This window comes from Pseudomonas sp. DE0010, assembly GCF_007680745.1.
In the GTDB taxonomy this organism is placed as follows: Bacteria; Pseudomonadota; Gammaproteobacteria; order Pseudomonadales; family Pseudomonadaceae; genus Aquipseudomonas; species Aquipseudomonas parafulva_B.
The window spans coordinates 260,391-284,525 of the sequence record NZ_VEJQ01000002.1 but is presented as its reverse complement, the minus strand read 5'-3'; the positions used below and the strand labels follow the sequence as shown (position 1 = coordinate 284,525).

The 24,135-nt window shown below is 61.7% G+C and carries 25 protein-coding genes; 19 read left to right on the top strand and 6 right to left on the bottom strand.

Annotated elements, in window-relative coordinates; genetic code table 11:
* Window positions 1-719: 719 nt before the first annotated feature.
* From oscA to FS767_RS02870, 9 genes are all read left to right on the top strand, one after another.
* Entirely contained in the window at window positions 720-902 is a 183-nt protein-coding gene (gene oscA / locus FS767_RS02910; protein WP_003248957.1) for a sulfur starvation response protein OscA, read from the top strand.
* Window positions 903-950: 48 nt separating this feature from the next.
* Window positions 951-1,958, top strand: a complete 1,008-nt coding sequence (locus FS767_RS02905) for a sulfate ABC transporter substrate-binding protein (protein ID WP_058602850.1) — start codon at window positions 951-953, stop codon at window positions 1,956-1,958.
* Window positions 1,959-2,041: 83 nt separating this feature from the next.
* Window positions 2,042-2,860: a sulfate ABC transporter permease subunit CysT gene (gene cysT, locus FS767_RS02900; RefSeq protein ID WP_058602851.1), complete on the top strand. Its 819-nt coding sequence runs from the start codon at window positions 2,042-2,044 to the stop codon at window positions 2,858-2,860.
* 11 nt (window positions 2,861-2,871) lie between these two features.
* On the top strand, window positions 2,872-3,744 hold the full coding sequence (cysW, locus tag FS767_RS02895; protein WP_144964116.1) for a sulfate ABC transporter permease subunit CysW: 873 nt from the start codon (window positions 2,872-2,874) through the stop codon (window positions 3,742-3,744).
* 3 nt (window positions 3,745-3,747) lie between these two features.
* Window positions 3,748-4,737, top strand: coding sequence for a sulfate/molybdate ABC transporter ATP-binding protein (locus FS767_RS02890; protein WP_058602853.1), 990 nt, complete (start codon window positions 3,748-3,750; stop codon window positions 4,735-4,737).
* A 156-nt stretch (window positions 4,738-4,893) separates the two neighbouring features.
* Window positions 4,894-5,475 (top strand): alpha/beta hydrolase, encoded by a 582-nt coding sequence (locus tag FS767_RS02885; protein WP_144964115.1) that lies wholly within the window; start codon window positions 4,894-4,896, stop codon window positions 5,473-5,475.
* Between the two features lie 61 nt (window positions 5,476-5,536).
* Window positions 5,537-6,367, top strand: coding sequence for a sigma 54-interacting transcriptional regulator (locus FS767_RS02880; RefSeq protein ID WP_058638168.1), 831 nt, complete (start codon window positions 5,537-5,539; stop codon window positions 6,365-6,367).
* Between the two features lie 175 nt (window positions 6,368-6,542).
* Entirely contained in the window at window positions 6,543-7,328 is a 786-nt protein-coding gene (locus FS767_RS02875) for a MetQ/NlpA family ABC transporter substrate-binding protein (protein ID WP_058602856.1), read from the top strand.
* Window positions 7,329-7,488: 160 nt separating this feature from the next.
* Window positions 7,489-8,055 carry a sugar O-acetyltransferase gene (locus FS767_RS02870; RefSeq protein WP_078479324.1) on the top strand — a complete coding sequence of 189 codons (567 nt, stop codon included), beginning with the start codon at window positions 7,489-7,491 and terminating at the stop codon, window positions 8,053-8,055.
* Here FS767_RS02870 and FS767_RS02865 read toward each other — a convergent pair.
* The gene (locus FS767_RS02865; protein ID WP_058603077.1) at window positions 8,034-8,603 is read right to left on the bottom strand and encodes a DUF6436 domain-containing protein; all 570 of its coding nucleotides are present in this window, start codon (window positions 8,601-8,603) and stop codon (window positions 8,034-8,036) included. The two genes, FS767_RS02870 and FS767_RS02865, sit on opposite strands and share 22 nt — an antisense overlap.
* A gap of 122 nt (window positions 8,604-8,725) precedes the next feature.
* Here FS767_RS02865 and FS767_RS02860 point away from each other — a divergent pair, with 122 nt between their 5' ends.
* The gene (locus FS767_RS02860) at window positions 8,726-9,652 is read left to right on the top strand and encodes an alpha/beta hydrolase (RefSeq protein ID WP_144964114.1); all 927 of its coding nucleotides are present in this window, start codon (window positions 8,726-8,728) and stop codon (window positions 9,650-9,652) included.
* Here FS767_RS02860 and FS767_RS02855 read toward each other — a convergent pair whose 3' ends face one another.
* Window positions 9,653-10,405 carry a DUF2059 domain-containing protein gene (locus FS767_RS02855; protein ID WP_144964113.1) on the bottom strand — a complete coding sequence of 251 codons (753 nt, stop codon included), beginning with the start codon at window positions 10,403-10,405 and terminating at the stop codon, window positions 9,653-9,655.
* Window positions 10,406-10,525: 120 nt separating this feature from the next.
* Between FS767_RS02855 and FS767_RS02850 the strand changes: the two genes are divergently transcribed.
* Window positions 10,526-11,149, top strand: coding sequence for a 2OG-Fe(II) oxygenase (locus FS767_RS02850; protein ID WP_058638163.1), 624 nt, complete (start codon window positions 10,526-10,528; stop codon window positions 11,147-11,149).
* A 47-nt stretch (window positions 11,150-11,196) separates the two neighbouring features.
* Here FS767_RS02850 and FS767_RS02845 read toward each other — a convergent pair whose 3' ends face one another.
* Both FS767_RS02845 and serA read right to left on the bottom strand, forming a co-directional pair.
* Window positions 11,197-11,685 carry an ABC transporter substrate-binding protein gene (locus FS767_RS02845; protein WP_144964112.1) on the bottom strand — a complete coding sequence of 163 codons (489 nt, stop codon included), beginning with the start codon at window positions 11,683-11,685 and terminating at the stop codon, window positions 11,197-11,199.
* Window positions 11,686-11,887: 202 nt separating this feature from the next.
* Window positions 11,888-13,117: a phosphoglycerate dehydrogenase gene (serA, locus tag FS767_RS02840; protein ID WP_058602862.1), complete on the bottom strand. Its 1,230-nt coding sequence runs from the start codon at window positions 13,115-13,117 to the stop codon at window positions 11,888-11,890.
* A 171-nt stretch (window positions 13,118-13,288) separates the two neighbouring features.
* On the opposite strand from serA, the gene FS767_RS02835 reads away from it, so the two are divergent.
* The 4 genes from FS767_RS02835 to FS767_RS02820 all read left to right on the top strand — a co-directional run bounded on the left by FS767_RS02835 (window position 13,289) and on the right by FS767_RS02820 (window position 17,443).
* Window positions 13,289-14,686, top strand: coding sequence for an FAD-binding oxidoreductase (locus FS767_RS02835; protein ID WP_144964111.1), 1,398 nt, complete (start codon window positions 13,289-13,291; stop codon window positions 14,684-14,686).
* A gap of 24 nt (window positions 14,687-14,710) precedes the next feature.
* Complete coding sequence (locus tag FS767_RS02830) at window positions 14,711-15,376, top strand: fumarylacetoacetate hydrolase family protein (RefSeq protein ID WP_058602864.1); 666 nt, start codon at window positions 14,711-14,713, stop codon at window positions 15,374-15,376.
* A gap of 163 nt (window positions 15,377-15,539) precedes the next feature.
* A complete protein-coding gene (locus tag FS767_RS02825; protein WP_144964110.1) occupies window positions 15,540-16,454 on the top strand; it encodes an SdiA-regulated domain-containing protein in 915 nt (304 codons plus the stop codon).
* 86 nt (window positions 16,455-16,540) lie between these two features.
* Window positions 16,541-17,443, top strand: coding sequence for an SdiA-regulated domain-containing protein (locus FS767_RS02820; protein ID WP_144964109.1), 903 nt, complete (start codon window positions 16,541-16,543; stop codon window positions 17,441-17,443).
* A 63-nt stretch (window positions 17,444-17,506) separates the two neighbouring features.
* On the opposite strand, the gene rpiA is transcribed toward FS767_RS02820, so the two are convergent.
* A complete protein-coding gene (gene rpiA / locus FS767_RS02815) occupies window positions 17,507-18,181 on the bottom strand; it encodes a ribose-5-phosphate isomerase RpiA (protein ID WP_058638158.1) in 675 nt (224 codons plus the stop codon).
* A 133-nt stretch (window positions 18,182-18,314) separates the two neighbouring features.
* On the opposite strand from rpiA, the gene ilvA reads away from it, so the two are divergent.
* From ilvA to ptsP, 4 genes are all read left to right on the top strand, one after another.
* Entirely contained in the window at window positions 18,315-19,829 is a 1,515-nt protein-coding gene (gene ilvA / locus FS767_RS02810) for a threonine ammonia-lyase, biosynthetic (protein WP_058638157.1), read from the top strand.
* A gap of 112 nt (window positions 19,830-19,941) precedes the next feature.
* The gene (locus FS767_RS02805) at window positions 19,942-20,367 is read left to right on the top strand and encodes a DUF2269 family protein (RefSeq protein WP_144964108.1); all 426 of its coding nucleotides are present in this window, start codon (window positions 19,942-19,944) and stop codon (window positions 20,365-20,367) included.
* 150 nt (window positions 20,368-20,517) lie between these two features.
* A complete protein-coding gene (locus FS767_RS02800) occupies window positions 20,518-20,997 on the top strand; it encodes an RNA pyrophosphohydrolase (RefSeq protein WP_023532670.1) in 480 nt (159 codons plus the stop codon).
* Window positions 20,998-21,019: 22 nt separating this feature from the next.
* Window positions 21,020-23,299: a phosphoenolpyruvate--protein phosphotransferase gene (gene ptsP / locus FS767_RS02795; RefSeq protein WP_144964107.1), complete on the top strand. Its 2,280-nt coding sequence runs from the start codon at window positions 21,020-21,022 to the stop codon at window positions 23,297-23,299.
* 57 nt (window positions 23,300-23,356) lie between these two features.
* Here the strand turns inward: ptsP and FS767_RS02790 are convergent, their stop codons facing one another.
* Window positions 23,357-24,103 carry an NRDE family protein gene (locus tag FS767_RS02790; RefSeq protein WP_058602870.1) on the bottom strand — a complete coding sequence of 249 codons (747 nt, stop codon included), beginning with the start codon at window positions 24,101-24,103 and terminating at the stop codon, window positions 23,357-23,359.
* Window positions 24,104-24,135: the final 32 nt, after the last annotated feature.

Here is a 24,135-nt window from a genome sequence, read left to right as displayed (position 1 = left end):
AACTTGCGCGGGTGGCGTTCGCCCTGATGAGAAATCAGGACGAATATGTCACCAGAAAGGGGAAACTGGCTTGCTGAGAACCATAGAATCTCCCACACGGGGGGGCGCTGGACCCTAGATGCGGTGAAAGGCAGTTGCTCCCGCAATCGCACTACTTCAGCCATCCCACGATCACGGTAGGAGCGGCCTAGTGCCGCGATGGGCTGCGCAGCAGCCCCAGAGATGCTGGCCCTTAGATGCGGTGAAAGACAGTTGCTCCTACCTTGACCGTGTGATGACTGAATTACCGTGCCTGGGGGGCCATGCCGAAGCAACTGCCTTGCACCGCCCCTGGAAGGCTAGCCAATCCCCCATGTGTGCGGCCTCGCCGGTCTGGCGACCCGGAGAGGCCGCTCCTTGTATCTACAATGGGGACCTGCACCCGCAGCTGTAGGCTTTGGCAGGTCGCTGCCGTGAGCCACGATCCCGAGGCCAGCGACTCTCCGTGTCATAGCCCGCTTTCAGGCGAGGGGTTGCTAGACGCGAGTACGCCATTGAGCGCGTGCGCAGCGCTAATGAATCCATGCAGAAAGGACATCAAATAATCTTAAAAAAGGTTATATAAAAATTCTTAAATAGTATTTTTAAGAATAATTCGCCCCCACTACTATTGCCCTCACGCCAGGCGCAAACCCTCATTCAAACCTCTGCCCGGCAATCTCACTCCAAGGAGAACGAGCATGAGTGCATCGCTGCGCAGTATCGACGGTCAGGACGAAGCCACCATCTTGCGTGAGATCCAGAGCGCGCTGCGCGATCTGCGCTTTGGCGCCGTGGAAATCACCGTGCACAACGCCCAGGTGGTTCAGATCGAGCGCAAGGAGAAGTTCCGCCTGCAGCAGCCTGGCAACAAGCCCGGCTGAACACGCCCCACCTTCCAGAACTAAAAAAATGCCATCGGGAGCTTCACCATGTCCATCCGCCGTTATGCGCTTGCCGCTCTGGCCAGTGCTGTTTTTGCCGGTTCCGCCATCGCCAAGGATTACGAACTGCTGAACGTGTCCTACGACCCGACCCGCGAGCTGTACCAGCAATACAACGCCGAGTTCATCAAGCACTGGCAGCAAGCCCATCCGGGCGACAAGGTGAAGATCCAGCAGTCCCATGGCGGCTCGGGCAAACAGGGCCGTGCGGTGATTGACGGTCTGCGCGCCGACGTGGTGACCCTGGCCTTGGCCGGGGACATCGACGAAATCGCCAAGCTCGGCAAGACCCTGCCGGAAAACTGGCAGACTCGCCTGCCGGACGCCAGCACCCCCTACACCTCGACCATCGTATTCCTGGTACGCAAGGGCAACCCCAAGGGCATCAAGGACTGGGGCGACCTGATCAAGAAGGACGTCTCGGTCATTACCCCAAACCCCAAGACTTCCGGGGGCGCGCGCTGGAACTTCCTCGCCGCCTGGGCCTATGGCCTGAAAACCGGCGGTAGCGAGGACAAGGCAAAAGCCTACGTGCAGGAGCTGTTCAAGCACGTGCCAGTACTGGACACCGGCGCCCGTGGATCGACCATCACCTTCGTCAACAACGGTCAGGGCGATGTGCTGCTCGCCTGGGAAAACGAAGCCTTCCTGGCGTTGAAGGAGGACGGTGGGGCTGACAAGTTCGACATCGTCGTGCCATCGCTGTCGATTCTGGCCGAGCCGCCTGTGGCGGTAGTCGACAAGAATGCCGAGAAAAAGGGCAATACCGAAATCGCTACCGAGTACCTGAAACACCTTTACAGCCCGGCTGGGCAGAAGATTGCTGCCGAGAACTTCTACCGCCCGCGTGACGAGAAGGTGGCGGCTGAATTTGGCAAGCAGTTCCCCAAGCTGGACCTGGTGACCATCGACAAGGACTTCGGCGGCTGGAAGAGCGCACAGCCAAAATTCTTCAATGATGGCGGTGTGTTCGACCAGATCTATCAGGCACAGTAAGGACCAAGGAATAACCCGAAATTCGGACGCCTACCACGGCCCGGGATGGTTCCCGGGCCACGTGCATTCAACCAGGGATCTCTATGTCACGTCGCATTTCCCCCGTCATACCCGGCTTCGGGCTGACGCTGGGATACACCTTGGTGTACCTCAGCCTGATTGTGCTGATACCGCTGGCGGCCATGTTCATCCATGCCTCACAGCTGACCTTTGAACAGTTCTGGACCATCATCAGCGCGCCGCGGGTCATCGCTGCGTTGAAGCTGAGTTTTGGCACCGCCCTGTTTGCCGCGATCATCAATGGTGTGATCGGGACGCTGCTGGCCTGGGTGCTGGTGCGCTACACCTTCCCCGGACGCAAGATCATCGACGCGATGATCGATCTGCCCTTCGCCCTTCCAACGGCGGTGGCCGGCATTGCGCTCACCGCGCTGTACGCGCCGGCGGGCTGGGTCGGCCAGTTCGCGACCGACTTGGGCTTCAAGATCGCCTATACCCCTCTGGGCATTACCCTGGCATTGACGTTCGTCACCCTGCCGTTCGTGGTGCGCACGGTGCAGCCAGTGCTGGCAGACATCCCACGCGAGGTCGAAGAAGCCGCTGCCTGCCTGGGCGCCAGACCGCTGCAGGTGTTTCGCCATGTGCTGGCCCCGGCCCTGCTGCCGGCCTGGCTCACCGGCTTTGCCCTGGCGTTCGCCCGTGGGGTGGGTGAATACGGCTCGGTCATTTTCATCGCCGGCAACATGCCGATGAAAACCGAGATCCTGCCCCTGCTGATCATGGTCAAGCTCGACCAGTACGACTACACCGGCGCTACCGCCATCGGCGTGTTGATGCTGGTGGTTTCCTTCATCCTGCTGCTGCTGATCAACTTGTTGCAGCGCCGCATCGAAACCCCTTGAAGGAGGTCGGCATGTCCAGTTCTTCCCTGAATGCAACCGCCGCCGCCAACGCCGCCTGTCGCGGCAGCACCACATCGCGGCGGCTGCTTATCGGCCTTGGCTGGCTGGTGTTTGCACTGTTTCTGCTGTTGCCGCTGGTCATTGTGGTTTCCCAGGCCCTGAAGAATGGGTTCGGCACCTTCTTCGAAGCCATCTTCGAACCCGACGCGTTGTCGGCCCTGAAGCTCACCCTGCTTGCCGTTGCCATTTCGGTGCCGCTGAACCTGGTGTTCGGCGTCAGCGCGGCATGGTGCGTGAGCAAGTACAACTTCCGCGGCAAAAGTATTCTGGTCACCCTGATCGACCTGCCGTTTTCAGTGTCGCCCGTGATCGCCGGCCTGGTCTACGTGCTCATGTTCGGCGCCCAGGGCCTGTTCGGGCCGTGGCTGCAGGATCACGACATCCAGATCGTCTTCGCCCTGCCGGGCATCGTCCTGGCTACCATCTTCGTGACGGTGCCGTTCGTAGTCCGCGAGCTGATTCCGCTGATGCAGGAGCAAGGCACCCAGGAAGAAGAAGCCGCCCGGCTGCTTGGTGCCAATGGCTGGCAGATGTTCTGGCATGTGACGCTGCCCAACATCAAGTGGGGCCTGATCTATGGCGTGGTGTTGTGCACGGCACGGGCGATGGGGGAGTTTGGCGCAGTGTCGGTCGTTTCCGGGCATATTCGCGGTGTGACCAATACCTTGCCGCTGCATGTGGAAATTCTCTACAACGAGTACAACCACGTGGCGGCCTTCAGCGTGGCCAGCCTGTTGCTGATCCTGGCGCTCTTCATCCTGCTGCTCAAGCAGTGGAGCGAGAACCGTATTAACCGTCTGCGCCATAGCGCTGCGGAGGAATGATTCATGTCGATCGAAGTGCGTAACGTCAGCAAGCGTTTCAACAGTTTCCAGGCGCTCGATGGTATCAACCTGGACATCAACAGTGGTGAGCTGGTAGCGCTGCTGGGCCCGTCGGGCTGCGGCAAGACCACACTGCTGCGGATCATCGCCGGCCTGGAGACGCCGGATCAGGGCAACATCGTTTTTCATGGCGAGGACGTCTCCGGGCACGATGTACGCGATCGCAACGTCGGGTTCGTGTTTCAGCACTATGCGCTGTTCAGGCACATGACCGTGTTCGACAACGTCGCCTTCGGCCTGCGCATGAAGCCCAAGGGTGAACGCCCGAGCGAAAGCAGCATTGCCCAGAAGGTGCATGAGCTGCTGAACATGGTGCAGCTCGATTGGCTGTCCGATCGTTATCCGGAGCAGTTGTCCGGCGGTCAGCGCCAGCGTATCGCCCTGGCCCGCGCCCTGGCAGTAGAGCCCAAGGTGTTGCTGCTGGACGAGCCCTTCGGTGCGCTGGACGCCAAGGTGCGCAAAGAGCTGCGCCGCTGGCTGGCCCGCTTGCACGAAGATATCAACCTGACCTCGGTTTTCGTGACCCATGACCAGGAAGAGGCCATGGAAGTGGCTGACCGTATCGTGGTCATGAACAAGGGCGTGATCGAGCAGATTGGCTCGCCGGGCGAAGTGTACGAACAACCCGCCAACGATTTCGTCTACCACTTCCTGGGTGATTCCAACCGCCTGGCCTTGAGCGAGGGTCAGCATGTGCTGTTCCGGCCTCATGAAGTGTCGCTGTCGCGTCACGAAACCGAGGGCCACCATGCCGCCGAAGTCCGGGACATTCGCCCACTGGGGGCCACCACGCGGGTGACTTTGAAAGTCGAGGGCCAAAGTGAGCTGATCGAAGCTGAGGTGGTCAAGGACCACGACAGCCTGACAGGGTTGGCACGGGGCGAGACGTTGTTCTTCCGGCCGAAGGTCTGGCAGAAGCTGCCAGCCATTTAAGGCGATGGGTTTGGGGCGGATAAAGCGGTGTCGCCAGGAAACGTCCGCCGGTTATATGCTTAAAGGTTATAAACAAATTTCTTTTTATTCCTTTAAGTATATATAGGCCGCTTTATACTGGGTTTCCAAGCACGCAAGCTACTGGAGACCCACTTCATGCGTAACGAATCAGTTCGCTACCTGATCATCCCAGGCTGGCAGGGATCGCCGGACAATCATTGGCAAAGCCACTGGCAGCGCACCCTGCCCAACAGCGCACGCGTGGAGCAGCGCGATTGGCTGACACCGCTCTGCCAGGACTGGGTAAAGGCGCTGGATACCGCCATTGCTGCCGAGCCCGACCCGGTGATCCTCATTGCCCATAGCTTGGGCTGCATCACGGTGGCGCATTGGGCCGAACAGGCCGCAGCCGGTCTGCTCGGTCGCGTGCGCGGCGCCTTGTTGGTGGCGCCAGCGGATGTCGAGCGACCAGGGTGCGCGCCGGCGCTGCGCAATTTTTTGCCCATCCCGCACTCGGCGCTTCCCTTTCCAAGCCAGGTGGTCAGCTCGGACAACGATCCCGCTGTCAGCGTCCCGCGCGCTTTGCACATGGCCCAGCAGTGGGGGGCAGAAGCAGGGCTCTTGACCGGCGCCGGTCACATCAACGTGAAATCCGGGCATGAGTGCTGGGAGCAGGGGTTCGCCTACCTGTATCGCCTGCAAGGCCGCATCGAACAACGCGCGCTGCGCCGCGCCTGAACGGCGTCCGTTTCCATCCGTCACACGCCCAGCCGCCGCAGGCCAGGGGCGGGAGCTCGTCATGACGTATCAGAACCCCTTCGGCCAGCCGTTGCTGACATTCCCCGAACTCGACAAGAGCCCGCTGAGCATTCGCGCCAAGGCGCTGGTCTTCATCGATCCGCGTTCCCAGCGATTGCGCACGGAGCTGGAGCATTTGGCGCCGCTGCCGCTGCCAGTGCTGATCCGCGGTGAAACCGGCACCGGCAAGGAGTTGCTGGCCCGCCAGATTCACCGCGCCAGCGACCGCCCCGGCCTGTTCGTGTCCGTCAATTGCGCCGCCATCAGCCCAACTTATGCCGATGCAGAGCTGTTCGGCTATAGCGCCGGTAGCCATGGCGGCACCGCCAGCAGCCGCGCTGGCTGGTTCGGATCGGCCAACGGCGGCACGCTTTATCTGGACGAAATCGCCGATTTGCCATCGGCCATTCAGGCCAAGCTGCTGGCGGCACTGGAAAACCGCGAAGTCACCCGCGTAGGCGCACATCAGGCGCAGCCGGTGGATGTGCGGCTGGTGGCAGCCACGAGCATTGACCTAGGGCGGGTGGTGAAGGCAGGGCGCTTCAGCGAGCGGTTGTATCAATACTTGCGCGAGGGCGCCCTTGAACTGCCGCCGCTGCGCGAGCGCCCGGGGGACATCCTGGCATTGGCGGAATACTTCGTTGGCATCTACAGCGGGCGTTTGCAGCGGCCCGTGCCGTTGATAAGCGAGGCTGCACAGCGCCTGCTCGAGCACCACCCTTGGACCGGCAATACCCGCGAGCTGGAAAACGTCATCCACTTCGCCTTGCTGGTCAATGACGGGCCTGAACTCCTGCCTGAAGACCTGGACCTGCCCAATACTCCACAGTAGAGGCGCTCATAAGCAAACGCGCTGGTGGCATTTTGCTTTTGGAATAAGCAGCGAAATAAAAGATATTGTTCCGGCATAAAAATTATCGGTATTGTCCGCTCCACGCCTAGGACCGCAGTGCCTCGGCCACCCCGTTCGCCATCGTCGATGGCTCAGATGCAGAACAAGGATCACCATGAAGAAGACCCTGCTGACCACCGCCCTGGCTGCTGCCCTGTCCTTCGCTGGGCTGGCCGGCGCCGCCGAGAAACTGGTGGTTGCCGCAACGCCCATCCCGCACGCCGAGATCCTCGAGCTGATCAAGCCGACCCTGGCCAAGGAAGGTGTCGATCTGCAGATCAAAGTGTTCACCGACTACGTGCAACCCAACGTGCAGGTTGACCAGAAGCGTCTGGATGCCAACTACTTCCAGACCCTCCCGTACCTGCAGAGCTTCAACGAGGGCAAGGGCACCCATCTGGAGACCGTGGTCGGCGTCCACGTCGAGCCCTTCGGTGGCTACTCGAAAAAGGTCAAGAGCCTGGATGAGCTCAAGGAAGGCGCGACCGTCGCCATCCCTAACGAGGGCAGCAACAGCGGGCGTGCTCTGCTGCTGTTGCAGAAGGCAGGGCTGATTACCCTGAAGGATCCGAAAAATGCCCTGGCCACGCCGAAGGACATCGCCGAGAACCCCAAGAAGCTGAAGTTCCGCGAGCTGGAATCGGCCATGTTGCCCCGCGTGCTGGATCAGGTCGACCTGGACATGATCAACACCAACTATGCGCTGGAAGCGGGCCTGAACCCTGCCAAGGACGCTCTGGTCATCGAAGGCAGCGACTCGCCTTACGTCAACTTCCTCGTCGCACGTCCTGACAATAAGGACAGCGATGCCATCCAGAAGCTGGCCAAGGCGCTGACCAGCCCAGAGGTCAAGGCATTCATCGCCAAGAAGTATCAGGGTGCCGTGCTGCCTGCATTCTGACCTGCGCACCGCTGCCCAAACGCCGACGCCTTGTGTGTCGGCGTTTTCGTTTCAGGTACACCCCGAGACAATGCTGCCTGCGGCTGAGAGATTGAGCCCTGTGTGTGGTCCGATGATCAGCCTATCCCCGCTACGCGCATAGTTCTGATGAGGAGTTGCCATGTCCCTGAGCGAAAAACAGAAGATGCTCGCAGGCGAGCTCTACCTCGCCACCTGCCCGGAATTACAAGCCGAACAGGCCGCCAACAAACGGTGGATGCACCGCTATAACAACAGCGTCGAGCTGACGGCCGAGGCGCGGCATGCGTTGCTGGCCGAGCACTTTGGCCATGCAGGCGAAGGCGTCACGTTGCGTGCGCCTTTCTATTGCGACTACGGCTACAACATCCATGTGGGCCGCAATACCTTCATGAACTTCAATTGCGTGATCCTGGACGTGCTGCCTGTGCAGATCGGCGAGGACTGCCAGATCGGCCCGAACGTGCAGATCTACACGGCCGATCACCCGCTCGATCCACAGGTGCGGCGTACGGGCCTGGAAAGCGGGCGACCGGTCAGCATCGGCAATAACGTGTGGATCGGGGGCGGGGCCATCATCCTGCCGGGGGTGCGTATCGGTGATGACGCCGTGGTTGGCGCGGGCAGTGTCGTCACCCGCGATGTGCCACCTGGCGCGACGGTGGTGGGCAACCCGGCCCGCATACGTCAACCTGCCCAAGGGCAATAACAGCCGACTGCCAGGGTGTTGGAGGCGCTGACTGGGCGGCCTTCGAGTAGCGCGTTGAGTATCGGCTCGATGAAACTGTTGGCGGCGTTGCACACCGCACCTTCGCTGTAGGGGCCGAAATACGCCAGCTGCCCCTGGCGATCCCAGATGGCTACCGCAGGTGAGGCGGGCAGGTGCTCGCTGCCCGGTAGGTTGCCCAGTGGCTTGAGCCCGGCGAGGTCATCGGGCAGGTAGCCGCGCGTTCCGCGTTTTTGCAGGACGTGGAAGGTGACACCCCGGTCCTTGAAGCGCTGCATCAGGTCAGCCAGGTGCTGCTGGTTGCCGACGTTGCACGGGCAGGCCGGGTCCCAGAAGTGCACGACCCGAACCGGCCCAGGGCCGGCCAGTTCGCGGGGTAGCTGTAACCGGGCACCGTCGAAGAATGTCGCCTGGTTGTCGAACGGTCGCACATAGCGAGCCTGGAAGGTTGTGTAGGCCTGCCAGATGAAGACCGCTCCGGCCACCAGGCCGAGCAGGGTGCCCAATAGTTTGAGGGTTGGCAGGTTCATGAAGGGCCGATGGCAGCTCCCGTAGGCAGTTCGAAGGTGGTGGCTGATGCGGCCAGCTTGCCACGGCGCGTCGATCAGCTGAATATCCCAAGTCAATACTTGCTTCACGCCGGATCCAGCCAATGCCCGCAAGCTTTCATCCAGACCTCCTGCGCACCAGCCTGGCCCCGCTGACCGCGCGCGAACGCCTATCCACCCACGCGCAGGCTTATCAACGCTTCTATGGCCTCGACCTGCCGGTCCACAGCTGGCTTGGACGGTTTGCAGTTGCCGGGTTCGAGGTGGTCGCGCAGGTGTGGGCTCCGCTACAGCCTACGGCGACTTTGCTGCTGCTGCACGGCTACTACGACCACATGGGGCTGTACAGGCACCTGGTGGCCTGGGCATTGAAGCGCGGTTACGCCGTTGTCAGCTGCGATTTGCCGGGTCACGGCCTGTCCAGCGGTGAGCGTGCCAGCATTGATGACTTCGCCGTGTACCAGCAGGTGCTCCAAGGCTTGTTCGAACAGGCGCACAGCCTGCAACTGCCGCACCCTTGGCACCTGTGCGGGCAGAGTACGGGCGGGGCGATTGCCGTGGACCACTTGCTGCACAGTGCAGGGGCCAGCCCCGTCGATGGGCAGGTACTGCTGCTCGCCCCGCTGGTGCGGCCTTGTGCCTGGCACTGGTCGAAGCTCAGCTATCACGTGTTGCGCCATTTCGTGAACGGCATCGAGCGGCGGTTCACTGAAAACAGCACGGACCCTGCATTTCTACCGTTTCTTGAAGCTGACCCGCTTCAGCCGCGGCGGCTTCCTACGGCATGGGTCGGGGCGCTGATCGACTGGATCAGACGCATCGAGGCGGCGCCCGTCAGCACTCGGCGCCCGGTGATCGTGCAGGGAGAGGCGGATGGCACGGTCGACTGGCCTTACAACCTTCGCGTGTTGCAGGCCAAGTTCGCCGAGCCGCAGGTGCTCATGCTACCAGGGGCCCGTCATCACCTGGCCAACGAACTGCCTGCCATTCGACAGCGCTATTTCGACTTCATCGACCAGCACCTGGGCTGATCACTTCAGCTCGCCCGTGCTCTGGCCGACCGCCAGGCCGGCGCGAATGGCCGCCAGCGCTGCGCGGTAGTAGGCTTTGCCGTCGTTGGATTCGGCAAAGGTCGCGAATTCTTCGAGTTCTGCGTCCGTGAGGTCACGGTACACGTACAGCAAGGTGTTGTTCAGGTCCTGGCCTATCTGGTTCATCAGGCGTTGGCGCTGGCCGTCGAGCAGGCCTTGCGCCTGGCCACCGCCCAACAGCCCCGGAATCATGGCGCTCAGGCTATCGGCGGCCACACCGGCGATGGCCAGGCTTACCTCTGCCCCCGCTTCCCGTGCAGGCAGGGCCTGGGCCAGGTGGCCAATGATCAACACGCGATCGTCGCTGGCCTGAATCTTGGGCAGGCCATCGGCATTTTTGGCCAATTCATCCTTGCGGGTCGCCCGCAGTTCGGCCGCGACGATCTTGCGGCCTAATGGCGACTGGAAAAAGGCCAGCGCCGACGATGGGTTGGGTAATGCGGCGCGCAGTTGCGCAAGCGCACGACGGTCCACGGCCTGAGCCTGAAAACGCTGGTTGCTGTTGCTCACCAGTGCCTGGTAGACGGCAGGCGGCAAGCTGTTGCGGTAGCGCTGCTGGGCGGCGCTCAAGGCGTCGGTGAAATGGGCGCGTTGCTCGGGCCAGCCAGCGGTCTTGTACAGCTGATCCAGGTTATCTGCCCAGACAGGCAACGTGCAGCTCATCAGCAGAATCAGGGAAAACAGACGGCGCATTCAGGACTCCTGTCGGCAGATGGCTATTGTCTGTGGGGCGGCGTTGGTTTGTCGAGATATCCACGCGCTTCTCAGCCAAGTGGCGCTGTGCGCCGAGGGGGCGAATGGATATGATGCGCCATGCATATTTCCCCCCCACACCCGATGCTTGCGGCCGTCGTCGACGATCTGGCCACCCATGGCTGGTCCCAACAGGCACTGTTCCTGCCGGCGGACCTGGTCGGCGCGCTGGCGAACGAATGCCGACGCCGTTATGCCCAAGGGGAGCTCAACCCCGCAGGGATTGGACGGGGGCCGTCCCAAGAGGTGCGCGAGGCCATCCGTGGGGATCAGATTCAGTGGATCGATCCAGGCCAGGCTCACGCCTGCGACCAGTACCTGGCAGCCATGGATCAACTGCGCCTGGCAATCAACCAAGGGCTTTTCCTGGGCCTGGAAGACTTCGAATGCCACTTTGCCCTTTATCCACCCGGCGCTTTCTACAAACGGCATCTGGACCGTTTTCGCGATGACGACCGGCGCATGGTGTCGGCCGTGTTCTACCTGAACGAAGACTGGACGCCCGCAGACGGTGGGCAGTTGCGCATGTTCCTGGCCGATGGGGTGGAGCACGATGTTCAGCCCGTCGCAGGGTGCCTGGTGGTCTTCCTGTCCGGCGAAGTCCCTCACGAGGTGCTGCCGGCCGGTCGTGAACGCCTGTCCTTGACTGGCTGGTTCAGGCGTCGCGGCAATGACCCGTTCTGAATTGCCGGGCGTGATGATCAGCACCTGCCTCGGTTGACTACGGCACGCTATTGAGTCGCTGCGGCCTGCTGCTCGCCGGCTAGCCACTTGTGTTCCAGTTCGGCAGTACGACCGCTGTCCTTCAGGCGTTGCAGCGCGTTGTTCACGGCGCTTTCGAAGGCGGGGTTGTCCTTCTGGAACGGCACCACAAGCTGGTGCTTGCCAAAGGGCTGGCTGGTGTCGAGCGGGCTATCGCCTTGCGCTATTGCCGTGACAGGCAGCAACGCGATGTCGTATTTGCCACTCTCGACGCCGGGCAGGGTTTGCGATTCGGGTGTTTCGACGAATTCCACGCGCAGGTCGAGTTCTGAGGCCAGGGCCTGGCCGAACTCCACATCGAACCCTGTCAGGTGATCATCCTGCTTGAAAGCGTATGGCGCGTTGTCGCCCTGGACGGCGATACGCAGTTCACCGCGATCGGCGATTTCGTCCAGCAGCTCTGCCTGAGCCAATGGGCTGATCAGTACCGCCAGCAGTACCCCTATGGTCGAACGCATGAATGCCCCTTTTCGTTTACCCATGGATAACCGTCGCCATGGCTTTCTTCCTTGCCATGGTCGAGCGCAGCCTATGACCCTGAAGTCGCGGCATTGTTTGATGTGCAGCCTGGATTTTTTCGTGCTCGCCGCCCGCCGCCGTGGTGGGCCATAACGAAAAGGGAGGCCACCTGGGCCTCCCTCGATCCACGCTTGCCGCGTATTAGAACAGTACGCGCGAGCGGATGGTGCCCTTGACCTGTTGCAGCTTCTCTTGCGCCAGGTCCGAGTATTCGGCGTCGACGTCGATCACCACGTAGCCCACTTTCTCGTTGGTCTGCAGGAACTGACCCGAGATGTTGATGCCGTTTTCGGCAAACACCTTGTTGATTTCGCTGAGCACACCCGGAATGTTTTCGTGGATGTGCAGCAGGCGGTGCTTGCCAGGGTGAGCAGGCAGGGCCACTTCCGGGAAGTTGACCGACGACACCGAGGTGCCGTTGTCGCTGTACTTGACCAGCTTCTCGGCCACTTCCAGGCCGATGTTGGCCTGGGCCTCGGCAGTGGAGCCGCCGATGTGCGGCGTGAGGATCACGTTATCCAGGCCACGCAGCGGACTTTCGAACTCTTCATCGTTGGAGCGTGGCTCGACCGGGAACACGTCGATGGCAGCGCCGATCAGGTGCTTGTCCTTGATGGCCGCGGCCAGGTGATCGAGTTCGACCACGGTGCCGCGGGCAGCGTTGATCAGGATGGCGCCTTTTTTCATCGCGCGGATTTCCTTCTCGCCGATCATCCACTGGGTGGAGGGCAGCTCAGGCACGTGCAGCGAGACGATATCGGCCAGGCCGAGCAATTCGTGCAGGCTGGTCACCTGGACAGCATTGCCCAGCGGCAGCTTGGTCAGCGGATCGAAGAAGTACACTTGCATGCCCAGGCTTTCGGCCAGTACAGACAGTTGGGTACCAATGGAGCCGTAACCGACGATGCCCAGCTTCTTGCCGCGAATCTCGAAGGAGTTGGCTGCGCTCTTGATCCAGCCGCCACGATGGCACGAGGCGTTCTTTTCCGGAATGCCGCGCAGCAGCAGGATGGCTTCGGCCAGCACCAGTTCGGCTACCGAACGGGTGTTGGAGTACGGTGCGTTGAACACTGCGATACCGCGCTGACGGGCAGCTTCCAGGTCGACCTGGTTGGTACCGATGCAGAAGCAGCCGACGGCGACCAGTTTCTTGGCGCAGTCGAAGATTTCTTCGGTCAATTGGGTACGTGAGCGGATGCCGATGAAGTGCGCGTCGGCGATCTTTTCCTTCAACTCTGCTTCGGGCAACGAACCAGTGAGGTATTCGATGTTGGTGTAGCCGGCAGCCGTCAGGGTATCGACTGCGTTCTGGTGTACACCTTCAAGAAGAAGGAACCGGATCTTGCTCTTGTCGAGAGAAGTCTTGCTCATCTGCGTAAACCTGTATCCCGGAGAAAAGTGGCGAGGGTGATGCCAGGTGCCCGTGGGCAGCTCTAGCATGAACAGCGGGGGCGCTATGCTAGCATACGCGACACAATCTGAGCTTATTCCGACAGGTGAAGCGTGCTCAGGGTGACCATGAATAAAGCGAGAGTTCAGGCGATGACCCAGCCCGCTGTATTGGATGAGTTGAAGACCCTGGTCGACCCCGGCAAGGTGTTGACCGACCCCGAATCCCTGCAAGCCTATGGCAAGGACTGGACGCGCCATTACCCGCCTGCGCCCAGCGCTATCGTCCTGCCCCGTACGATCGAACAGGTGCAGGCCATCGTGCGCTGGGCCAATACCCATCGTGTGGCGCTCGTGCCTTCCGGCGGGCGTACCGGGTTATCCGCGGGCGCCGTGGCCGCCAACGGGGAGGTGGTGGTCGCCTTCGATTACATGAATCGCATCCTGGATTTCAACGCCTTCGACCGTACCGTGGTCTGCCAGCCAGGGGTCATTACCCAGCAGGTGCAGGCGTTCGCCGAGGAGCACGGCCTGTATTACCCGGTGGACTTCGCCTCCAGTGGCTCCAGCCAGATAGGCGGCAACATCGGCACCAATGCCGGTGGCATCAAGGTGATCCGCTACGGCATGACCCGCAACTGGGTCGCGGGCCTGAAGGTGGTCACCGGCAGCGGCGAGTTGCTTGAATTGAACAAGGGCCTGATCAAGAACGCCACCGGCTACGACCTGCGCCAGCTGTTCATTGGCGCCGAAGGTACGCTGGGTTTCGTGGTCGAGGCCACCCTGCGCCTGGACCGCGCACCGCGCAACCTCACCGCCATGGTGTTGGGCACGCCTGATTTCGACTCGATCATGCCTGTACTGCACGCTTTCCAGGGCAGGTTGGACCTGACGGCGTTCGAGTTTTTCTCCGACAAGGGCCTGGCCAAGATCCTGGCATGTGGTGATGTGCCTGCGCCCTTCGAAACACCATGCCCGTTCTACGCCTTGCTGGAGTTCGAGGCCGGCACCGATGCGGTGGCCAACGAAGCCTTGGCTACCTTCGAACACTGTGTCGAGCAAGGTTGGGTGCTCGATGGCGTGATGAGCCAGAGCCAGACGCAGCTGAAGAATTTGTGGAAGCTGCGCGAATACCTGTCCGAAACCATTTCGCACTGGACACCGTACAAGAACGACATCTCCGTGACCGTCTCGAAAGTGCCGGCATTCCTGCGCGACATCGATGCCGTCGTCCAGGCGCATTACCCCCACTATGAGGTGATCTGGTACGGGCACATCGGCGACGGCAACCTGCACCTGAACATCCTCAAGCCCGAGCACATGAGCAAGGATGACTTCTTCGCGTCCTGCACCGAGGTCAACCAGTGGGTGTTCGAGATCGTCCAGCGCTACGAGGGTTCGATCTCCGCCGAGCACGGTGTGGGCATGACCAAGCGCGATTACCTGGGCTACAGCAGGTCCCGTGAAGAAATCGCCTGCATGAAAGCAATCAAGGCCGTGTTCGACCCTGCGGGCATCATGAATCCGGGTAAGATCTTCGCACCTGAATAAAAAGCAGTATCCAGAGGAGTGGCCATGAACTACCAGCACCAGTATGCAGACGGCACGCGCATTCATTTTCCACTGGGCAAGGTGGTATGCATCGGGCGTAACTACGCCGAACATGCCAAGGAGCTGGATAATCCCATACCGACTGAACCCCTCCTGTTCATCAAACCGGGCAGTTGCGTGGTGCCGGCCGAAGGCGGGTTCAAGATTCCTGCCGAACGCGGGTCGGTGCACTACGAGGTGGAAATCGCGGTGTTGCTGGGCAAGTCGTTGTCCACGCGGCCAAGCCAGGAGGAGGTACTCGATGCCATTTCCGGATTTGCGCCGGCCTTGGACCTGACCCTGCGGGACGTGCAGGCCAAGCTCAAGGAAAAGGGCTTGCCTTGGGAGTTGGCCAAGTGTTTCGACGGCGCCTGCGTGCTGCCGCCCTTTGTGTCTGCCGCCAGCTTTGAAGACATCACGGCCATCCCGGTGCGCCTGACGGTCAACGGCGAAGTCCGCCAGGACGGCTCCAGTGCAATGATGCTCAACCCGATCGTGCCCATGATCCAGCACATGGCTGCGCAGTTTTCGCTGCAGGCCGGCGACGTCATCCTGACCGGCACACCAGCAGGCGTAGGCCCCTTCAACGTGGGCGATGACGTGGTCCTGGAGCTGCCAGGGGTTAGCCGGTTCGAGAGCCGGGTGCTCTAAGCCAGCACCCACCTGACTTTTTGCGGATGATCCGCCCTGGCCAAGGCTCCGGTCAGGCGGCCCATCCCCGCGTCATCTGCGAATCGCCCTAGCGGGTTGACTGTTTTTTCACACGTCTTCTGGATAATGCGCAGACCTTCGCCTTTCTCCCCAGGACGTCTCGATGCAATCAAACGCCCCTGCCTCCTTCAAGCGCCCGTTCTACCTGCGCTGGCCGTTCGGCCTGGCCGTGGCAGTGGTGATTGCCTATGGCGTGGCCTTCGCCATGCATTGGGACGATCGGGCAGCGCTGTGGGTCAAGGAAGGCTTCGAAAGCACGGCCGAGCGCAGTGAAAGCGTGTGGCTGCCGGACTACACGGTGGATATCGACGCCAAGCCCTTGCCGGAAATGGCCGACTACGAAGCATCGGACCTCACGTACAACCCCAGCACCCGCACGCTATTCGCCGTCATGGGCAAGCAACCCTTCCTCACCGAGCTGAACCTGGACGGCGACGTGCTGCGCAATATTCCCCTCAATGGCTGGGCAAACCCGGAAGGCGTCACCGTCATGGACGGCGGCTACCTGGCAATCACGGACGAGCGGCTGCATGACCTGACCGTGGTGAAAGTCGATGCCACCACCACCGCGCTCAACCATGCGGACTTCCCCAGCCACGACCTGGGGGCGTCGCAAAATGGCAACAAGGGCTACGAAGCCGTGGTCTGGGACGCGTCTAAACAGCGGCTGGTCATCGGCGAGGAGCGGCCGCCGCGCCTGTATGAATGGAAGTCCAATGGGCAAGGCCAACTGACGGGCGAGAAGACACCGCTGCCCAGTGATTCGCTCGACCTGCGAAACCTGTCGGCATTGGGCATTGATCCGCGAACGGGGCACCTGCTGGCGTTGTCTGCCGATTCCAATATGCTGCTGGAACTGGACGAGCAGGGTGAACAGGTCAGCTTCATGACCTTGCTGGGGGGCTTCAATGGTCTGCAGCACACCATTCCTAGGGCCGAAGGCGTGGCAATGGATGACCAGGGCACCCTGTACATGGTCAGCGAACCGGCATTGTTCTATCGCTTCACCAAAGGGTAGGTTTTTCCTGCTATTTGCATGATGGCATTAAGCTTTATTTCAGTTGTTTGTGGTTAGATTCGCCATCCTCCGTCGAGTCTGCCTTCATGCACCGTTATTTGCGCCTGTTGCTGGTCCCTGTCGTCCTATGCCTGCTGTTGCTGGGCTGGATCGGGCAGGAATTTCGTCTGTTCGAACGTGCCTGGTTCAACCTCACCACGTGGTGGCAGCCAGCCGAGCAAAGCATTGGCCTGAATCGCTATCAGGTGGTGGTCGAGGGGCGGCCAATCGAAGGGCTGGATGACGATGTCTCGGCGCTGACCTACGACCCTGACCGCAAGAGCCTGTTCACCGTGACCAACGCCCGCTCTGAGCTGATCGAGCTGTCGCTGGATGGGCGAATCCTGCGACGCATCGCGCTGCACGGTTTCGGTGACCCCGAGGCGGTGGAGTACATCGGTCCGAATAGCTACGTGATCACCGACGAGCGCCAACAGCGACTGATCCGTGTGCGGCTCACCGACGACACCTTGTCACTGGACGCTGCCCAGGCAGAGCAATTGACCTTGGGCATCGGCCTTAACGGTAACAAGGGTTTCGAAGGGCTGGCCTTCGATTCGGTGGGCAAGCGGCTGTTCGTGGCCAAGGAGCGCGACCCGATGCTCATCTACGAAGTGCACGGGTTTCCTCATGACGATCCGCAACAACCCTATGCCGTGAACGTGGTCCAGGACCGCAAGCGCGATTCGCGCCTGTTCGTGCGCGATCTGTCGAGCCTGCAGTTCGACGAGCGTAGTGGGCACCTGCTGGCGCTGTCGGATGAATCGCGCCTGGTGCTGGAGCTGGATGTGCAGGGGCGGCCACTGAGCACCTTGTCATTGCGCAAAGGGTTTCAGGGGCTCAAAGCGACAGTCCCGCAGGCGGAGGGCATTGCGATGGACGAGGCCGGGACCATCTATATGGTCAGTGAGCCGAACCTGTTCTACGTATTCAAGCAGCCGGCGCCGTGACCTTGTCGGCGTTCGGCAAGCCCCGGTCGGCGCAACCGTACCCGGGCCTGCCGGCTTGCACGGTTACTCGGCCTTCAGGCTCTTCACGCCCTCGGCAGTGCCCAGCAGCAGCAGGTCGGCAGGCCGTGCGGCGAACAGGCCATTGGTAACCACGCCCACGATGGCATTGATCTGGGCTTCCAGCGCTACCGGGTCGGTGATCTGCAGGTTGTACACGTCGAGGATAACGTTGCCGTTGTCCGTGATCACGCCTTCACGGTAAACCGGGTCGCCGCCAAGCTTTACCAGCTGACGAGCAACATGGCTGCGGGCCATCGGGATGACCTCCACCGGCAGCGGGAAGTTGCCCAGAACCGGTACCAGCTTGCTGCCATCGGCGATGCAGATGAACGTCTTGGCCACGGCGGCAACGATCTTTTCCCGGGTCAGGGCCGCGCCACCGCCTTTGATCAGGTTCAGGTGTTCGTCGCTTTCATCGGCGCCGTCCACATAGAACTCCAGCTCGCTGACGCTGTTGAGCTCGTAGACCGGGATGCCATGGCCCTTGAGGCGCTGGGCCGTGGCTTCGGAGCTGGCGACCGCGCCGTCGAAGGCCGTCTTGTGCTGCGCCAGGGCGTCGATGAAGAAATTGGCGGTCGAACCGGTGCCCACGCCAACGACGCTTTTGTCATCGAGCTTGGGCAGAATGAAGTCGACGGCAGCCTGGGCAACGGCCTGTTTGAGTTGGTCCTGGGTCATGCGGGCTCCGAGATGGGGCAGGGCGGATGTAAAGGCGACCAGTATAACGGCAAGCGCGGCTTGGCTGTGGTCGTCCGACGTAACGCTGGGGTAGACTCCGAGCCCTTGTCCCGCGGCCAGTGATGCTTTCCCGATGCTCGAACAGTACGTCAAGAAGATCCTCACCTCGCGCGTCTATGACGTTGCCGTCGAAACCCCCTTGCACAGCGCCGGGCAGTTGAGCAAACGCCTGGGCAACCAGATCCTGCTCAAGCGCGAAGACCTGCAGCCGGTGTTCTCGTTCAAGATCCGCGGGGCCTACAACAAGCTGGCGCAATTGACCGCAGAAGAGCTGGCTCGCGGCGTGGTCACCGCCTCGGCTGGCAACCATGCCCAGGGGCTGGCCCTCGCCGCACGGGAAATGGGCATCAAGGCCACCATCGTGATGCCCAAGACCACGCCTGAAATCAAGATCGAAGGCGTGCGCTCGCGCGGCGGCAAAGTGGTCCTTCATGGTGATTCGTTCCCCGAGGCATTGGCCTATTCGCTGAAACTGGTCGATGAAAAAGGCTTCGTCTACATCCACCCCTACGATGATCCGCATACCATTGCTGGCCAAGGCACCGTGGCCATGGAAATCCTGCGCCAGCACCCCGGTCGGCTGGACGCGATTTTCGTGCCGGTCGGCGGCGGCGGCCTGATCGCCGGCATCGCCGCCTACGTGAAGTACCTGCGCCCGGAAATCAAGGTCATTGGCGTTGAACCGGACGACTCCAACTGCCTGCAGGCCGCCATGGCCGCTGGTGAGCGGGTGGTGTTGCCGCAGGTAGGGTTGTTTGCCGATGGCGTGGCGGTGGCTCAGATTGGCCAGCACACCTTCGACATCTGCCGCCATCACGTGGACGAAGTCATCACCGTCAGCACCGACGAAATCTGCGCGGCGATCAAGGACATCTACGATGATACCCGTTCGATCACCGAGCCTGCGGGGGCACTGGGCGTGGCGGGCATCAAGCGATACGTGGAGATGTACGGGGTCAGCGGCCAGACACTGGTCGCCATCGATTCCGGGGCGAACGTCAATTTCGACCGCCTGCGCCATGTCGCGGAGCGGGCAGAACTGGGTGAAAAGCGCGAAGCCATCATCGCGGTCACCATCCCGGAGCGGCCCGGTAGCTTCAAGGCCTTCTGCGAGGCGGTGGGCAAGCGCCAGATCACCGAGTTCAACTACCGCAAGCACACCTCCGATGAGGCGCACATCTTCGTGGGCGTGCAGACCCACCCGGAAAACGACCCCCGCGCGGCACTGGTGCAACAGTTGATCGACCAGGGCTTCCCGGTCACGGACCTGACCGACAATGAGCTGGCCAAATTGCACATTCGCCACATGGTGGGTGGGCACTCGGCCGGGGCGAGCGATGAAATGGTGCTGCGCTTCGAATTCCCCGAGCGGCCAGGGGCCCTGTTCAACTTCCTCGACAAACTGGGCGGGCGCTGGAACATCTCGATGTTCCACTACCGTAACCACGGCGCGGCAGATGGACGTGTGGTGGCGGGGTTGCAGGTGCCTGAGGACGAGCGCCACCTGGTGCCGGCCGCGCTGGCCCAGATTGGCTACCCCTACTGGGATGAAACCCAAAACCCGGCCTACACGCTGTTCCTTGGCTGAACGGCTAAGCTCTTGCCCAGGGGGCGCGCCGCTTCGCAATGAACAGGCGGCGCAGCCTGGCGGGCTTTTCCGCTCGCAGCCCTTGTAACGCCACCGGCCCAGGACGAGTGACATGGAACACTTCAACACCCTCAAAGCCTTGCACGTGATCGGCACCGCACTGTTGTTGCTCGGTGCGCTGGGCATGGCGATCTGGACGATGCGTGCCCGCCGGCAGGGCAACGGGGCGGTGTATGGCAGGCTGATGCAACGGCCCTTGGTCTTCGTCTGGCTGGTGATGGGTATCAGCCTGTTCAGCCTGCCGTTTACCGGTTGGTGGCTGGTGCACCTGGTAGGTTGGCCGCTGGGTCAGACCTGGCTACTGGCGTCGACTGCGCTGTATACCGTGAGCGCGTTGGCCTGGGTATGGCTAGTAGTGCGCCTGAATCGGCTGCGCAGGACACCTGCACAGAGTATGCGGCTAACGCTGGCATTGGCCGTATTCAGTACCGTGTGCTTGCTGTCCATCGCCGGGCTGATGGGCGCCAAGCCCGTCTGATCTTCGCCGAGGCATCCACTGATTGCCTGCCGGCAAAGCCTGGTTCACACACTTGCATAGCGCTGACGGTATATAAGCACCGCAGGCGCGTTGCTGCGCTCGCAGGCTTTGTGGAACAATGCGGTGACATGCGTTTGCGAGGTTGCTGCCGTGATCGACCCGGATGGTTTTCGCCCCAATGTCGGGATCATTCTCACGAATGATGCCGGGCAGGTGCTATGGGCTCGACGGATCAACCAGGATGCCTGGCAATTTCCACAGGGCGGTATCAACCCTGACGAGACGCCAGAAGATGCCCTGTACCGCGAGCTGAACGAAGAAGTTGGCCTTGAACGCGACGATGTGGAAATTCTTGCCTGCACCCGTGGTTGGTTGCGTTATCGTTTACCCCAGCGACTGGTGCGCACCCACAGCCAACCGTTGTGCATCGGCCAGAAACAGAAGTGGTTCCTGTTGCGTCTGATCAGCAATGAACAACGGGTGCGCATGGACCTGACCGGCAAGCCGGAGTTCGATGGCTGGCGCTGGGTGAGCTACTGGTACCCGCTGGGCCAGGTTGTGACATTCAAGCGCGAGGTCTATCGGCGCGCCCTGAAAGAGCTAGCACCGCGTCTTCTGACGCGCGACTGACGACGGAGTTCGACCCCGAGCCATGCTCAATACGCTGCGCAAGATCGTCCAGGAAGTAAACTCCGCCAAAGATCTCAAGTCGGCGTTGGGGATCATTGTCTTGCGTGTCAAAGAGGCCATGGCCAGCCAGGTCTGCTCGGTCTACCTGCTGGACCCGGAAACCAACCGGTTCGTGTTGATGGCCACCGAAGGGTTGAACAAGCGCTCGATCGGCAAGGTCAGCATGGCCCCCAACGAAGGCCTGGTCGGGCTGGTAGGCACCCGCGAAGAACCCCTTAACCTCGAAGATGCCGCCGCGCACCCGCGCTACAGGTACTTCGCCGAGACCGGCGAGGAGCGCTTCGCCTCCTTCCTGGGCGCCCCGATCATCCACCACCGCCGCGTGGTGGGTGTCCTGGTCATTCAGCAGCGCGAGCGTCGCCAGTTCGATGAGGGCGAAGAAGCGTTCCTGGTGACAATGAGTGCGCAACTGGCTGGGGTGATCGCCCACGCCGAGGCCACTGGCTCGATTCGCGGTTTGGGTCGCCAGGGCAAAGGCATCCAGGAAGCGCGATTCGTCGGTGTGCCAGGCTCCCCTGGCGCTGCCGTAGGGCGGGCCGTGGTGATGCTGCCACCGGCCGACCTGGAAGTGGTCCCGGACAAGACAGTCGAAGACATCGACGCCGAACTGCACCTGTTCCATGCGGCCCTCGAAGGGGTGCGTGCCGACATGCGCAAGTTGTCGGCCAAGCTGGCCACCCAACTGCGTCCCGAAGAGCGGGCGTTATTCGATGTCTACCTGATGATGCTCGAGGACGCTGCCCTGGGCGGCGAGGTGCGCGAGGTCATCAAGACGGGTCAATGGGCGCAGGGCGCCCTGCGCCAGGTGGTGGGCGAGCACGTCAACCGCTTCGAACTGATGGATGACGATTACCTGCGTGAGCGGGCCTCCGACGTCAAGGACCTGGGCCGACGCTTGCTCGCCTACCTGCAACAGGCACGCTCGCAGTCTCTGGTCTATGCCGACAACACCATTCTGGTCAGCGAAGAGCTGACCCCGGCCATGCTGGGCGAAGTGCCCGAAGGCAAGCTGGTGGGCCTGGTCTCGGTATTAGGCTCGGGCAACTCGCACGTGGCCATTTTGGCCCGCGCCATGGGCATTCCGACCGTCATGGGCCTGGTCGACCTGCCCTATTCGAAGGTCGATGGCATCGAGCTGATCGTCGATGGCTACAAAGGGGAGGTCTTTACCAACCCGAGCGAGGTGCTGCGCAAGCAGTACAGCGACGTGGTCGAGGAAGAGCGCCAGCTGGCCCAGGGCCTGGACGCCTTGCGCGAGCTGCCCTGCATTACCCCTGACGGGCACCGCATGCCGCTGTGGGTCAATACCGGCCTGTTGGCCGACGTGGCCCGCGCCCAGCAGCGTGGCGCCGAAGGGGTAGGCCTGTACCGCACTGAAGTGCCGTTCATGATCAACCAGCGCTTCCCCAGCGAAAAAGAGCAGTTGGCGATTTACCGCGAACAACTGGCGGCTTTCCATCCACTGCCCGTGACCATGCGCACGCTGGACATCGGGGGCGACAAGGCGCTGTCCTACTTTCCGATCAAGGAAGAAAACCCCTTCCTGGGCTGGCGTGGCATTCGCGTCACACTCGACCACCCCGAGATCTTCCTGGTGCAGACGCGCGCCATGCTCAAGGCCAGCGAGGGCTTGAACAACCTGCGGATTCTGCTGCCGATGATTTCCGGCATTCACGAACTCGAGGAAGCGCTGCACCTGATTCACCGCGCCTGGGGAGAGGTGCGCGACGAAGGCACCGATGTGCCAATGCCGCCGGTGGGCGTGATGGTGGAAATCCCGGCCGCGGTGTACCAGACCCGGGAACTTGCGCGGCAAGTGGACTTCCTGTCGGTGGGTTCCAACGACCTTACCCAGTACCTGCTGGCTGTGGACCGTAACAATCCCCGGGTGGCCGACCTCTACGACTACCTGCATCCAGCCGTACTGCAGGCGGTCAACACCGTGGTCCGTGATGCCCACGCCGAAGGCAAGCCAGTGAGTATCTGCGGCGAAATGGCGGGCGACCCGGCCGCTGCCATCCTGCTCATGGCCATGGGCTTCGACAGCCTGTCGATGAACGCCACCAACCTACCGAAGGTGAAGTGGATGCTGCGCCAGGTGAACATGAGCAAGGCCAAGGAGCTGCTGCAAGAGGCGCTGAGCCATGACAACCCGCAGGTCATCCACAGCTCGCTGCAGCTGGCACTGAAGAACCTCGGGCTTGCACGGATGATCGGACCTGGGGCCAACAAGCCGCTCTGAGCGCCGCGTGTGCTGGCGCCTTGGCAGTTGACCTGCGCACAAGGCCGGCCTGGGTGATCAAACCGAGCGTTTCACCTCCCCGATAAGGGACCCGAACGGGCCGAAGCTGCGTTCGATGAACTGCCTTTGTCCTCGATCATCGACGATCAGCACGGTACTGGCGCGTGTGCCGTAGTTCTGACTGGCGATGAACGCGCTCGACAACAGTTTTTCGGTTGCCAGGCCAACACCTGTTTCCGGCAACTGGGCGTCGGCTACAGGCTCGTCATCGGCCAACAGTGCCAGCAGTTGCTCTGGATCGGGTTTTTCCAATAACCCCTCCAGGCGGCTGCGCGCCTTGACCAATTTTGGCCATGGGGTATCAAGCTGCGCATTGGAAAGCCCGTACACCCCTGCCTCAAGCAGGCGTGGCGCTGCTTCCCTGGCGTTGACGTACCCCAGGGCATGGTCATCGCCGATGAGCAGGTTGAACCCTGAATACTGGTCGGCTCGGCTGGCCACCTGAGCCAGATACGCCTCCACGGTTTGCTCTCCCTTCAGAAAAGCGGCCACCAATTCGCCGCGCGAGCGCGATCCCAGTGCCTGCCTGGGGTCGCGGATATTGGTCAACGCGGCGAAACGTCCCTGCGGGCCGATCCCCAGCCAAGTCCCGCCAGCCTCCAGGTCTCTACCGGCGTACACCTGCGGCGCCTCTTCCCACGGTGCCAATGCCAGGGTAGGGCGGGCATAGAATTCATCACGGTTGGCCGCCACGATCAGGGGCAGGGCATGCCCTGGCCGCCACGCGAATACGATCAGGCACATTCTTCGGGTCCTGTGTTTTCTTCCACTGTACC